At 70.9% G+C, this 13,179-nt stretch carries 13 protein-coding genes; 4 read left to right on the top strand and 9 right to left on the bottom strand.

Going from position 1 to position 13,179, the window contains the following annotated elements:
* Positions 1-6 precede the first annotated feature (6 nt).
* The 6 genes from ACGFWE_RS13525 to ACGFWE_RS13500 form a co-directional block, all read right to left on the bottom strand.
* Positions 7-900 (bottom strand): carbohydrate ABC transporter permease, encoded by an 894-nt coding sequence (locus ACGFWE_RS13525; protein ID WP_352384043.1) that lies wholly within the window; start codon positions 898-900, stop codon positions 7-9.
* Between the two features lie 2 nt (positions 901-902).
* On the bottom strand, positions 903-1,844 hold the full coding sequence (locus ACGFWE_RS13520) for a sugar ABC transporter permease (protein WP_352384042.1): 942 nt from the start codon (positions 1,842-1,844) through the stop codon (positions 903-905).
* A 2-nt stretch (positions 1,845-1,846) separates the two neighbouring features.
* Positions 1,847-3,190, bottom strand: a complete 1,344-nt coding sequence (locus tag ACGFWE_RS13515) for an ABC transporter substrate-binding protein (RefSeq protein WP_393599930.1) — start codon at positions 3,188-3,190, stop codon at positions 1,847-1,849.
* A gap of 45 nt (positions 3,191-3,235) precedes the next feature.
* Entirely contained in the window at positions 3,236-4,429 is a 1,194-nt protein-coding gene (locus ACGFWE_RS13510) for an ROK family protein (RefSeq protein ID WP_393599929.1), read from the bottom strand.
* Between the two features lie 183 nt (positions 4,430-4,612).
* Positions 4,613-5,452: a hypothetical protein gene (locus ACGFWE_RS13505; protein WP_352384037.1), complete on the bottom strand. Its 840-nt coding sequence runs from the start codon at positions 5,450-5,452 to the stop codon at positions 4,613-4,615.
* Positions 5,453-5,621: 169 nt separating this feature from the next.
* Positions 5,622-6,725, bottom strand: coding sequence for a mechanosensitive ion channel family protein (locus ACGFWE_RS13500; protein ID WP_352384035.1), 1,104 nt, complete (start codon positions 6,723-6,725; stop codon positions 5,622-5,624).
* Positions 6,726-7,007: 282 nt separating this feature from the next.
* Here ACGFWE_RS13500 and ACGFWE_RS13495 point away from each other — a divergent pair, with 282 nt between their 5' ends.
* Entirely contained in the window at positions 7,008-7,544 is a 537-nt protein-coding gene (locus ACGFWE_RS13495) for an HNH endonuclease (RefSeq protein WP_266514508.1), read from the top strand.
* Positions 7,545-7,630: 86 nt separating this feature from the next.
* Here ACGFWE_RS13495 and ACGFWE_RS13490 read toward each other — a convergent pair whose 3' ends face one another.
* The 3 genes from ACGFWE_RS13490 to ACGFWE_RS13480 are packed head-to-tail and all read right to left on the bottom strand — an operon-like array spanning position 7,631 to position 10,238.
* Positions 7,631-9,025, bottom strand: a complete 1,395-nt coding sequence (locus tag ACGFWE_RS13490; protein WP_352384033.1) for an FtsX-like permease family protein — start codon at positions 9,023-9,025, stop codon at positions 7,631-7,633.
* Positions 9,022-9,708: an ABC transporter ATP-binding protein gene (locus ACGFWE_RS13485; RefSeq protein WP_352384031.1), complete on the bottom strand. Its 687-nt coding sequence runs from the start codon at positions 9,706-9,708 to the stop codon at positions 9,022-9,024. The genes ACGFWE_RS13490 and ACGFWE_RS13485 overlap by 4 nt, the downstream gene beginning before the upstream one ends.
* Positions 9,705-10,238: a PadR family transcriptional regulator gene (locus tag ACGFWE_RS13480; RefSeq protein ID WP_393599928.1), complete on the bottom strand. Its 534-nt coding sequence runs from the start codon at positions 10,236-10,238 to the stop codon at positions 9,705-9,707. Before ACGFWE_RS13480 ends, ACGFWE_RS13485 begins: the two co-directional genes overlap by 4 nt.
* Positions 10,239-10,434: 196 nt before the next feature.
* Between ACGFWE_RS13480 and ACGFWE_RS13475 the strand changes: the two genes are divergently transcribed.
* From ACGFWE_RS13475 to ACGFWE_RS13465, 3 genes are all read left to right on the top strand, one after another.
* Positions 10,435-10,647 carry a hypothetical protein gene (locus tag ACGFWE_RS13475; protein ID WP_352384028.1) on the top strand — a complete coding sequence of 71 codons (213 nt, stop codon included), beginning with the start codon at positions 10,435-10,437 and terminating at the stop codon, positions 10,645-10,647.
* Positions 10,648-12,702, top strand: coding sequence for a 4-alpha-glucanotransferase (gene malQ, locus ACGFWE_RS13470; protein WP_393599927.1), 2,055 nt, complete (start codon positions 10,648-10,650; stop codon positions 12,700-12,702).
* 101 nt (positions 12,703-12,803) lie between these two features.
* Complete coding sequence (locus ACGFWE_RS13465; RefSeq protein WP_352384024.1) at positions 12,804-13,100, top strand: hypothetical protein; 297 nt, start codon at positions 12,804-12,806, stop codon at positions 13,098-13,100.
* The last annotated feature ends 79 nt before the right edge of the window (positions 13,101-13,179 follow it).

Here is a 13,179-nt window from a genome sequence, read left to right as displayed (position 1 = left end):
TCCGTATCAACCCTTCACTCCGGTCAGCGTGACGCCCTCGACGAACGCCTTCTGCGCGAAGAAGAACACGAGGATCACGGGGGCCATGACCAGCACGGTCGCGGCCATGGTGAGGTTCCAGTCGGTGTGGTGCATGCCCTTGAAGGACTCCAGGCCGTAACTGAGCGTCCAGGCGTTCTGGTTCTCCGAGGCGTAGATCTGCGGGCCGAAGTAGTCGTTCCAGGCGTAGAAGAACTGGAACAGGGCCACGGCCGCGATACCGGGCTTCGCCATGGGGACGACGACCTTAAGCAGGGTGCGCAGATCACCGCAGCCGTCGACCTTGGCCGCGTCCACGTACTCGTTCGGGATCGTCATCAGGAACTGCCGGAGGAGGAAGATCGAGAACGCGTCCCCGAACGCCATCGGGATGATCAGCGGCCACAGGGTGCCCGACAGTCCGAGCTGTTTCGCCCAGAACAGGTACATCGGGATGATGACGACCTGGGGCGGCAGCATCATCATCGAGATCACCAGCATCAGGGAGAGATTGCGGCCCCGGAAGCGGAACTTGGCGAGCGCGTACGCCACCGGGATCGACGACACGACCGTAAGGACTGTTCCCAGTCCCGCGTAGATCAGCGTGTTGCGCCACCAGGTCAGAAAGCCCGGGGTGTCGAAGACCCGCCGGTAGTTGCCCCACTCCCAGGTGTGCGGGATCAGATCGCGGCTGAGGGCCTGGGTGTCGCTCATCAGCGAGGTCAGGAACACGAACACGAAGGGCAGCGTGAAGAAGAGGGCGGCGGCGAGGCCGAGGGAGTGAACCGCCACCCACTCCAGCAGGGCCTTTCGCCGGGCGGTGCGCTCGGCGGGCGAGGCCGGGGTCTTCAACTCCACCGGCCGGTCCAGTACTTGGGTCATGGTCAGTCACCTGCCTGGATGAGACCGCCCCGGCGCCGCATGAGGAACGCGGTGAACACCATCGACAGGGCGAAGAGGACGAGGGCGACGACACACGCGGAGCCGTAGTCGAAGCGCTGGAAGCCGAGGTTGTAGACGAGCTGGGGGAGGGTCAGCGTGGACTTGTCCGGGTAGCCGGGCTCGAACTGGGTGCCCGCGCCCTGGATCACGCCCGAGGCGACCTTCCCGGCGATGAGTGGCTGTGTGTAGTACTGCATCGTCTGGATCACGCCGGTGACGACGGCGAACATCACGATCGGCGAGATGTTGGGAAGGGTGACGAACCGGAACCGCTGCCAGGCGGACGCCCCGTCCAGCTCGGCCGCCTCGTACTGCTCTGTCGGCACGTCGAGCAGCGCGGCCATGAAGATGACCATCAGGTCGCCGATGCCCCACAGGGCGAGCAGGGTGAGGGCCGGCTTCGACCAGGTGGGGTCGTTGAACCAGCCGGGGGCCGGGATGCCGACCTTCTCCAGGATCGAGTTGACCGGTCCGGTACCGGGGTTGAGGAGGAACGCGAAGGCCATCGTGGCGGCCACCGGCGGGGCCAGGTACGGCAGGTAGAAGAGCGTCCGGAAGACCCCCGTCGCCGTCTTGATCTTCGTGATGAGCAGACCGACACCGAGGCCGAAGACGACCCGGAGGGACACCATCACCACGACCAGCCACAGGGTGTTGCGCAGGGCCGGCCAGAAGAAGGGGTAGTGCTCGAAGACGTAGGTCCAGTTCTTCGTCCCGCTCCAGGTCGGCGGCTTGAAGCCGTCGTAGTGCATGAACGAGAAGTAGACCGTCGAGAGCAGCGGGTAGGCGAAGAAGACCGTGAAGCCGATCAACCAGGGCGACATGAAGGCGAGGGTCCGAAGCGCCGACCGGCGGCGCTTCGACGCCAGAGTGACGGTGCTCATCGCTACTTCGCCTGCGCGATGTCCGTGTCGATCTGCTTGGCCGCGTCGGCGAGGCCCTTGTCGAGGTCCGTGACCTTGCCGCTCTCGTAGGCGTAGCCGAGCTCCTGGATGGTGGTGAGGTACACGCCGCCGTTGATCGAGGACGGGGCGGTCGTGGAGTTCGGGTTCGCGGCGATGTCGAGGAAGGTCTTGAAGCGCGGGTCGTACTTCAGCTTCGGGGACTTCAGGGCCTCTAGTGTCGAGGGCACGTTGTGGATGGCGTTGGAGAAGCCGACCACCGCGTCCGTGTCCGTGGTGATGTACTTCAGGAACTCCCAGGCCGCGTTCTGCTTGGTGCTGTTGGCGGCGATGCCTGCGATGGTGCCGGTGATGTACCCCTTGCCGTACTGGTCCGCCTGGTTGTCGGGTACGGGCAGCGGGGCGACGCCGATGTCGAAGCCGGGCTTGGCGTCCACGGCCATGCCGAGCCGCCACTCACCGTCGAGCTGCATGGCGACCTGGCCGGTCTGGAAGGGGTGCTTGGGGCCCCACTCGTCGCCGAGTCCCGCGCGGTACTTCTCCAGCTTCCGGTAGCCGCCGAGCTCGTCGACGAGCTTCTTCTGGAGGGTGAAGGCGGCGGCGACGGCCGGGTCGGTGGCGACCGTGGACTTGCCCGCCTTGTCGAAGTAGGTGGGCGAGAACTGGCCCATGTAGTGCTCGGTCGTCGTCTCCCAGCCGTGGTAGTCCGGCATGAAACCGAGCTGCTTGTACGAGTCGCCCTGGGGGATCGTCAGCTTCTTGGCGTCGGCCTCGAACTCGGTCCACGTCTTGGGCGGCGCGGTGATGCCCGCCTTCTCGAACGCCGTCTTGTTGTAGTAGAGCCCGTACGCGTCACCGAGGAGCGGCGCGGCACAGCGGTCGCCGTCGAACTGCGTGTACTGGTTCATCGCGGCCGGGAAGGTCGTGTCCGGGTCGATCGACGACTTCTTGAAGAACGGGTTGAGATCGGCCAGCGCCCCCGAGGAGCAGAACTTGCCCACGTTGTTCGTGGTGAACGACGAGATGACGTCCGGGGCCTTGCCGCCGCCCGTGCGCAGCGCCTGGTTGATCTTGTCGTCGGTCATGTTGCCGACGACGTTGACGTGGATGTTGGGGTGCGCCTTCTCGAAACCGGCGACCAGCGCCTTCACTCCCGCCACCTCGGAGTCCGCGCTCCAGGCGTGCCAGAAGTTGATGGTCGTCTCCTTCGAGGCGTCGTCGTCGGCGCCGGAGGAGGACTGGCCGGTACAGGCGGTGGTGACGAGCACGGCGGACACGGTCAGGGCAAAGGCCGCTTTTCGGGCGGACGAGGGTATGGGTGTGCGCATGACGGGGTCTCCCAGGGGACGGGAAGGGACGGTGAGGTCGGGGGCTCAGCGCGAGGTGTCGAAGACCTCGTCGCGGGTGGCCGCGAGCGCGCTCTCCAGCGCACCGCGCAGCACGGGGTGTTCGCGGACGTCGCCGACGACCAGCCGGGGGCGGGAGGCTGCCAGTTCCTCCAGCTCGGCCTGGACGAGGGCACGCAGGGTGTCGCCGCCGGCGGTGAGCGAGGCACCGCTGAGGACGACGAGTTCGGGGTCGAGAACGGAGACGAGGGAGGCGAGACCGGTGGCCAGACGGGTGGCGTAGGTCTCCAGGAGCAGCCGGCCAAGGACGGTGTCCTCGGTGGCGGCCCGCTCGACGAGGGCGGCGGCGGCCTCGGCGTACGGCCCCGAGGGGATGTCCGTCATGCCGAGCTCGCGGGCGAGGGCCGGGATGGCCTGGGAGCCCGCGAGCTCCTGATAGCCGCCACTGTTGGCCTTGGTCACCTGCCGCACCAGCGGTGCTCCGGGAACCGGCAGGAAACCCACCTCCCCCGCACCGCCGGTCCAGCCGCGGTGCAGCCGCCCGCCGAGGACCAGGGCGGCACCGAGGCCGCCCTCGTTCCACAGCAGCACGAAGTCCTCGTGTCCGCGGGCCGCCCCGAGCCGTTGCTCGGCCACGGCGACGAGGTTGACGTCGTTCTCGTACTCGACCGGCATCGGCAGCGCGGCGGCGAGTTCGTCGAGGAGGGTCGGGCTGTGCCAGCCGGGGAGGTGGGAGGCGTAGCGCAGCCGGCCCGTGCCCGGGTCGAAGGCGCCCGGGGTGCCGATGACGAGCCGGTGGACGTCGCCCCGGGCCAGTCCCGCCGCCTTCACCGCGCCGTCGAGGGCGTCGGTGACCTGTTGTACGACGGGCTGGGCGGGCCGGCGTCCCGGGGTCGGCAGTTCGTAGGAGCCCACCGTGCGGCCGGTGATGTCGGCGACGGCGGCGAGGACGCGCTCGGGGGTGACGTCGAGCCCGGCGGCGTACGCGGCGGTGGGGTCGACCTCGTACAGCTGGGCGTTGGGGCCCGGCCTGCCCTCGGTGGTACCGGTGGCGAGGACGAGGCCCGACGCCTCCAGGCGGGCCAGGAGCTGGGACGCGGTCGGCTTGGACAGGCCGGTGAGCTTGCCGATCCGCGTACGGGAGAGGGGGCCGTGCTCCAGCAGGAGGTCGAGCGCGGCACGGTCGTTCATGGCGCGCAGCGTGCGTGGTGTGCCTGCCATGGGTGCCCCTCTCCGTGACTGCCGGACGACTTTACTGTCCGGCGACTGTTAGGAAGGTTTCCTATCGGATGCACCGGAACTTAGGTCTGGACCACCTGTCCGTCAAGGGGGGAACGGCAAACCGCCCCCGCAGGAAACGGAGTCGTTACCTGCGGGGGCGGTCGAAGGAGTGGGGGAAAGCGCCTACCGGACGTCGATGAAGTCGCCGGGAGCCTTCGCCGAGCCGGTGGTGGCCGTACCCGCGAAGACGTAGCGGTAGTAGCCGTCCTTGGTGGCCTTCGTCGTCGTCTTCAGCGCGCCGCCGGTCCCGGAGGTCACCGTCTTGACGGTGGTGTAGCTGGTGGCGCTCTTGGCCCGGAACTGAAGGGTGGCCTTCTGGGTGGTGTAACCCGTGTACGTGCCGGTCTCCCAGTTGGCCCGGGTCAGCTTGCCGGTGACCGTGATGGTCCCGCCCTTCTTCACCGGCTCGGGCGCCGCGTCGGTGGTGAGCTTCGCCGCGCGCTTGACCTGGACGCCGCTGCCGAGGGGACCCCAGGCGTCGAAGTCGTAGCCGATGTGGACGTGGCCGTCGGAACCGTCGTTGTCCTGGTCCATCGTGCTGTAGAGGCCGGCCGCCTTCCAGGTGGTGGCGTCCGAGGCCGAGTACAGGGTGTCGTCGGGGGCGATCACCACGGTCTCCTTGCACGACTCGGTGACGGTGGTGTCCGTCGTCGCGGTCGTCGTGCAGGTGGGGAGGTCCTCGGGCTCGACCTCGTTCGACATCCTGCTGAGCGTGCCCCGGTAGAGCAGGACGCCCGCGAAGGTGTTCTTGTAGTCGATCGTCAGATCGGAGGGGCGGGTGAGGGTGTACGTCACCGGCACCTTCACGGCGGCGGTGGTGCCGACGGTGACCGCCTTGCCGTTGTTGACCGTGACGGCGGAGAAGACCAGGTCGGGCGAGGTGTCCGCGGACGCGACGGGCGCGACCAGACCGGTCAGTGCCAGGGCGCCGGACGCGGCGATGCCTATGGCGAGCTTTCTCATGCGTTTCCCCACATTCGAAGCGGGCCCCTGGGCGGCATTGCGCTCCAGAACAAGGGCCCGCTGTGGGGGTGACCCTAGACGATCACGTTCGTGACCGGAACGTGGGGTTCACGTGAAGAAGGTGAGAGTTCACCGCCGCCGCACCGCTTGACCGCCGTACCGCCGGCCGTTACTTCGCCGCCGGGCGCTGCGCCGGTGCCGACACGAGCGGGGAGGCGGCCGCGGCCTGCGGGGAATCGGAGTTGGAGAAGACCGACGGGGCCGCGACCGCCGCGGTCGGGTCGGCGGCCTCCTCGTCGGTGACGACGGCGGCGCCGCCGACGATGCGGATGTCCGCCGCGTCGAAGGCGCGCTTGATGCGCCAGCGCAGCTCACGCTCGACGGTGAGGGACTTGCCGGGCATGGTCTTGGCGGAGACCCGCACGACCATCGAGTCCAGCAGGACGCTGTCCAGGCCGAGGACCTCGATCGGGCTCCACAGGAGCTCGTTCCAGGGCTCCTCCTTGCTCATCTTCTCGGCGACCTCGCCCAGCACCCGCTTGACCTTGTCCAGGTCCTCGGAGGCTCGCACGATCACGTCCACGCCGGCCGTCGCCCAGCCCTGGGAGAGGTTGCCGATGCGCTTGACCTCGCCGTTGCGGACGTACCAGATCTCGCCGCTGTCGCCGCGCAGCTTGGTCACCCTCAGGCCGACCTCGATGACCTCGCCGGAGGCCACGCCCGCGTCGATGGTGTCGCCGACGCCGTACTGGTCCTCCAGGATCATGAAGACCCCGGAGAGGAAGTCCGTGACGAGGTTGCGGGCGCCGAAACCGATCGCCACACCCGCGACACCGGCCGACGCGAGCAGCGGGGCCAGGTTGATCTCGAAGGCGCCCAGGACCATCAGGGCGGCGGTGCCCATGATGATGAAGCTCGCCACGGAGCGCAGCACCGACCCGATGGCCTGCGAGCGCTGCCGGCGGCGCTCGTTGTTGACGAGCAGACCGCCGATCGCCGTGCCGTCGACCGCCTGCGCGGTGCGGTTCATCCGGTCGATCAGCTTGGTGATGGCCCGCCGCACGAACATTCTCAGCACCGCGGCGATCACCAGGATCAGCAGGACCCGCAGACCGATCGCCAGCCAGGTCGACCAGTTCTGCTCGACCCAGCTCGCGGCGTTCGTCGCGCTCTCCTGGGCGTCCTGGAGACTCGGCACGGCCGGCGTCGAGCTGTCCGAGGGGGACGGCGACGGCGACGGACTCGCGGCCAGTAGGACGGCGGACAAGGACACGGCAGGTACCTCCAGGTGCTGCGTCTGCCTTCCGGTACGGCGGTCAAGGTCACGAAATGGTCACCGGTAAAGCAGGCTCACCACACTAACGGTGCATCGTGTGTGGATCGTTGCAATGCCGAGGGGAGAGACGGCTCTCACCTGGGGATGAAGAATGGTGTGGTCGAAAACACTCCCAGCCCGTTACCGGGACATGGTGGCGTTTCTCCCGGCCGAGAGGGGAGACTGACTGCAGTTCGTCCCGGCGCGAGCCACGCGCCGCCGACGCCCAAGGAGGCATCCGTGCCGCATGTCCTGGTACTCAACGCGTCGTACGAGCCCCTCGGCGTCGTACCGCTCCGCCGCGCGCTCGTCCTCGTCCTGGAGAACAAAGCGGTCTCCCTCGAGGAATCCGGCGCCTTCATGCACAGCGCGACCGTCACAGTCCCCGCACCCAGCGTGGTCCGGCTCAAGCGATTCGTGCGGGTTCCCTATCGGGGGCCCGTTCCTCTCACCCGCAGAGCGCTCTTCGCGCGCGACGGGGGCCGGTGCATGTACTGCGGTGGCGTCGCAACCAGCGTCGACCACGTCATCCCGCGCAGCCGCGGGGGCAAGCACGTCTGGGACAACGTGGTGGCGTCCTGCCGGCGCTGCAACCATGTGAAGGCCGACCGACACCTGTTCGAAATCGGCTGGCGGCTGCGCCACAAACCCGCCCCGCCCACCGGTCTGGCCTGGCGCATCATCGGCACCGGGCACAGGGACCCACGCTGGCTGCCGTACTTGCAACCGTACGGCGCGGAGGCCGCCATGGCCCGGATCGACGGCATCTCTGCCTGACGACGATCCGGGCCTTTGTGTTGCCGCACGCGGCTCGTTCCGGTCCCGGAGGCCCCCCGTACCTCCGGGACCGGAAGATCAACTGCTCAGGTGTACCTGAGCTCCGCCGGGCGCAGTGAGCGGCGCAGCAGCGGCAGCGAGGTGGCGGCGGCCAGGAGGCAGGCCGCATAGACCCCGAGCGGGACCAGGAGCGCGGCGTACGGCAGTCCGGTCACCGTGTCGTGCGAGGCCAGCGAGGCGTACCAGACGCCGATCGCCGTACCGCCCACGCCCGCCAGAGCGACCGCGGGAGCCAGCGGCAGAGCGGTCTCCAGGAGCAGCGCCCTGGCCAGCACCCGGTACGGCACCCCGGCGGCGACCTGGGCGGCCAGGCCCCGGCGACGGGTGGCGAGGGACTCGACGGTGCCCACGGCCAGTCCCGTCACGGTCAGCGCGAGCGCGACGAGGATCGCGGCGGCCGTCAGGTCGATGCCGGTCGTGTAATAGCTCAGGTCCGTCGCCAGCGTGCCCTCGCGGCGCATGGTGTGCAAGGTCGAGAGCAGCACCTGCCGTACGCCCACGAACCCCGCGCCGACGACCGTCACCAGCAGCACCGAGGCATGGGTGCGGGCCGCCGCCCAGGGGTCTGCCCGCAGCCGTTCCGCCGCGATCAGCACCGCCGGGCTCTGCGCGCGGGCGGCCAGTGCCCCGCCCAGCCGCCGGGCCGCCGTACCGGCCAGGGACACCGTCGCGGCCCCGACGACCAGGACGACGGCGAACAGCGCCAGCGGGCCGAGGGCGACCTCGACGGGCCCGCCGAGGAACGACGACACACCGACGAACAGCGCTGCTACCCCGAGCAGCCCGATCACCACGCGCAGCACCCGCCCCGGACCCCACACCGGCCGCGCCCGTCGCACCCAGCCCAGCGGGGAGGTCACCACCCGACGCAGCGCCAGCATGCTCACGGCCGCGGCCAGCAGCGGTACCGCCACCGGGACCAGGACGACACCGGCCCAGGCGAGGGCGCCGGGCCGCTCCCACAGGTGCAGCAGCAGCCGTACGAACACGGCGGTGGCCGCCACCGAGCCCGCCAGACAGGCCGGCCCCGCCTCCAGCGCCGCGATCCGCCGTACCTGCCATGCCCCGGCACCCGCCAGCCGCAGCGCGGCCAGCCGCCGGTCCCGGTGCACCGCGCCGATCCGCGCGCACTGCCCGAGGAACCCGAGCACCGGGACGAGCAGCATCAGCAGCACGAGTCCGACGTTGCGCCGGTCGCTCGCCGAGTTGAGCAGCCCGGAGCCGAAGGACACGGAGTGGTACCCGTCCAGTGAGTTCAGCGCGACGACGGACATCACGATGCCGGCCGCGAGCGCCGCCCCGACGGCTGTCAGCCCCACCCGCCACCACTCCCGCCGGTCGGAACCCCGGGTGAGCAGCCAGGCCATGTGGAGGTCCGCGGCCAGGGAGCCGCCGGCCCGTGCCTCGATGCCGGTCGTCATGCCGTCACCCCCGCCGGGGCCACGGCCCCGTCGGCCATCCGCACCTCGCGGTCGGCGTACGCTGCCACCTGGGCGTCATGGGTGATCAGCAGGACCGCCGTGCCCACCTCGCGGGCCGTGTGGACCAGGGCCGTCATGACCTGCTCGCTCGCCAGGGAGTCCAGCGCGCCGGTCGGCTCGTCCGCGAAGACGACCTTCGGTCCGGTGATCAGGGCGCGGGCCAGCGCGGCCCGCTGGGCCTGCCCGCCGCTCATCTCACCGGGCCGCAGCGGGGCCTGGCCGCGCACTCCGAACCGCTCCAGCCACTCACCGGCCCGCGTGTGGGCGTCGGCGCGGGAGACGCCCGCGAGCAGCAGCGGCAGCGCCACGTTGTCGAGCGCCGTCAGCTCGGGGATCAGCTGCCCGAACTGGAAGACCACGCCGAACTCCGTACGGCGCAGCTCGCTCAGCCGCTTCTCGGGCAGCTCGTCGAGGCGCTCACCGCCGTAGGACACCGAACCGGCGTCCGGCCGCACGATCCCGGCCAGGCAGTGCAGCAGCGTCGACTTCCCGCTGCCGCTGGTGCCGGTGACGGCGAGGATCTCACCGGCGTCCAGCTCGACCGAGGCGCCGCGCAGTGCCTCGGACCTGCCGTACGCCTTGGCGAGGTCGCGGGCCGCGAGCAGCGGCTCTGGTTTGCTCATGCTGAGTCGACCTCCGCGGTCAAAGTGGTCAGCCGGGCCGCCGTGGTGGTCATCCAGCGGAGGTCGGCGTCGAGGTGGTTGAGGGCGTAGTCCGCCGAGAGCACGGTCGCGAGGTCGGCGCCCTGGGCGGTCTTGACCGCCGTGAGCTCCCGCATCCGCTTCATGTGGGCGGCGCGCTGGGCCCGGAGATAGGCGTCCGGGTCGCCGCCGGACAGGATCGAGACGACGACCTTGGCGAAGATCTCGTTGGTCACGAAGGGCGCGGGCGGGGCGATCTGCCCGGCCCACTCGGCCAGTTCACGCGCGCCCGCCTCGGTCGAGCGGTACTTGGTGCGCTCCGGCCCGCCGTCGGAGTCCGTGCCGTCGATCTCGGCGAGACCGTCGCGGACCAGGCGCTGGAGGGTCGTGTAGACCTGCCCGTAGGCCAGCGGACGGGCCTCGGGGAAACGGTCGTCGTGGCGTCGCTTGAGGTCGTAGCCATGGCTCGGCCCTCCGGCGAGCAGCCCCAGCAGGATGTGGCGGATGCTCATGGCGCTCAGTATGCACCAAGTACATGTACTGAGTGAATAGTGATCAGGATCAGTAATGAACGGCGACCGCTGGACGGGAACCACGGAGCCACGGAACATGACGAAGAGCACGTTCTCCCCTCCGGTACGTCTGTCGTCGCGTCCTGTGGGTAGGGCTGCGGTAACCCCCGTCGTCGAACTCGACAAGGAGGCCCCCGTGGCCGCACCGGCACCCCTTCTGCTCCCGGCCCTGTCCAAACCCGAGGCGCCCGCTGAATACTTCTGCGTCTTCAGCGCCGAGGGCGCCTGCACCGAGACCCCGCTCACCAGCGAACCACCGCTGCCCGACGCCGAACCCCTCACCAGCGAACCCCCGCTCGCCGAGGCCGCCCACCTGATCAGCGAGTCCGACGCCCACCTGGAGCCATAGATGGCGGCGCCCCCCGGTCCGGAACTGTCCCGGCTCGCCGAGTCGTACGGCATCGCCACCGCGTACCAGCCCTCCCCGGACCGTACGGTCGCCGCCTCCGCCACGGCCGTCACCCTGGCCCTGGCCGCCCTCGGCGTCGACGCGAGTGACCCGGCCGCCGCCCTCGCGGCCCGGGACCGCGAGCTGCGCGAGCGCCTGCTGCCGCCGACCGTGGTGTGCTGGAGCGACAGCCCGCCCGCCTTCGTCGCCGACCTGCCCGCGGGCACCCGGCTGCGCATCGCCACCGAACAGGGCGAGGTGCGCGCCGCCGCCGACCAACTCCCGCCCGGTGTCCACCGGTTGACCGCCACCGCCCCCGACGGCCGCACCGCCGACGCCCACCTGATCGTCGCCCCGCCGCGGCTGCCGGCGCCGCCGGGGCGGTCGTACGGCCTCCTCGTCCAGCTCTACTCCCTGCTCTCGCACCGCTCCTGGGGCATGGGCGACCTCGGCGACCTCGCCGAACTGACCTCCTGGGCGGGGCGTGCCCTCGGCGCCGGATTCGTCCAGGTCAACCCGCTGCACGCGGCCGTGCCCGGCGCCCCCACCGACCCGTCCCCCTACCGGCCGTCCTCGCGCCGCTTCCCCGACCCGGTGCACCTGCGCATCGAGGACATCCCCGAGTACGCCCAGGTCGCGGACCGCGACCGGCTGCGGACCCTGCTCGGGCGGGCCGAGCGGCTGCGGGCATCCGTGCTCGACAAGGGCGCGTTGATCGACCGTGACGCGGTGTGGGACCTGAAGCGGGAAGCGCTCGAACTCCTCCACGAGGTCCCCCTCGGGCCCGGCCGCCGCGCCGCCTACGCCGACTATCTCGCCGAGGGCGGCGAGGCGCTGGAGGACCACGCGACCTGGTACGCGCTGGCCGAGGCGCACGGCTCGGACTGGCGCGGCTGGCCCGTCGGCCTCCGCGACCCGCGATCCGCGGAGACGGCCCGCGCGCGCGGTGAGCTGATGGACCGCGTCGACTTCTACTGCCGCCTCGCCTGGCTCACCGAGAGCCAGCTCGGCGCCGCGCAGCGGACCGCGCGGGAGGCGGGGATGCCGGTGGGCGTCGTCCACGACCTCGCGGTGGGCGTGCACCCCGAGGGCGCGGACGCGTGGGCCCAGCAGGCGTACTTCGCGGCCGGCATGTCCGTGGGAGCTCCTCCGGACGCCTTCAACGCCCGCGGCCAGGACTGGGGGCTGCCACCGTGGCGCCCGGACCGGCTCGCGGAGTCGGGGTACGCGCCCTACCGGCAGCTGCTGCGGGCCCTGTTCCGGTACACCGGTGCGCTGCGCATCGACCACGTCATGGGCCTGTTCCGGCTGTGGTGGGTCCCGCAGGGGCAGCCGCCGACGGAGGGGACGTACGTCCGCTACGACGCGGAGGCGATGCTCGCCGTGCTGGTCCTGGAGGCGTCGCGGGCCGGGGCGCTGGTGATCGGCGAGGACCTCGGCACCGTCGAACCGGGGGTGCGGGAGGCGCTGCGCGAGCGGGGGGTGCTCGGGACATCGGTGCTCTGGTTCGAGCGGGACTGGGAGGGCGACGGGCGTCCGCTGCCGCCCGAGCGGTGGCGCGCGGACTGCCTCGCGACCGCGACCACGCACGACCTGCCGCCCACCGCCTCGCGCCTGACCGGGGAGCACGTCGAGCTGCGGGACAGCCTCGGACTGCTGACCCGGCCGCTGGACGAGGAGCGCGCCGAGGCCGCGGCGGACACGGGGGAGTGGCTGGAGCTGCTGGCCCGTCTCGGACTGCTGCACGGCACGGGGGGCGGCGCCGACCCCTCCTCGGAGGAGGCGCAGATCCAGGCCGTCCACCGGTACCTCCTGAACACACCCGCCCGCATGGTGGGGGTCTGGCTGCCGGACGCGGTGGGGGACCGCCGACCGCAGAACCTGCCGGGGACCTGGGACCAGTACCCGAACTGGCGGTTGCCGATCGCGGACGGGGAGGGCCGGGTGATGACGCTGGAGGACCTGGCGGCGTCGGCTCGCCTGCACGCGCTGGTGGACGTCCTGCGGGCGCCGTGACGCCGCGGCCGCGCGCGCCGCGGGGGATGCACGCGCGGCCGGGGCGCCTCATACGGCACCCCGGACGCGCGGCCCGAACCGCCGTTGGATACTTTGGCTCCGTGGACAAGAAGAACGCCCTGCGCGCCGGCGCCCTGGTGGCCGGTACGACGCTGATGATGCTGCTCATGTCGTCCCCCGCCTCTGCGCTGTCCCGCGACGACGGTGACGACCCCGGCAAGGGCCTGAGCGTCATCGAGACGCTGGGTCTCTTCGTCGTGGCCCCGCTCGTGCTGTTCGGGGTCATCGCCGCCCTGGTGATGGTCCTGGACAAGTCCAAGGAAGAGCACCGGGTGACCAGCCGCAACATCAGGACCAAGCCCGCCGAGGCCGAGGCAAAGGCCGGATCGAAGGCCTGACCCCACTTTTCCCGGGGCGCCGACCCCGCCGCACGTAGGCGTGAGCCGTACGTGGGCGAGGCCGGCGCCCTCGTGCGTT

The sequence above is a fragment of the Streptomyces sp. NPDC048523 genome (assembly GCF_043199815.1).
Lineage (GTDB): Bacteria > Actinomycetota > Actinomycetes > Streptomycetales > Streptomycetaceae > Streptomyces.
The sequence above is the reverse complement of the archived record's forward strand: the minus strand, read 5'-3'. Positions and strand labels throughout refer to the sequence as shown.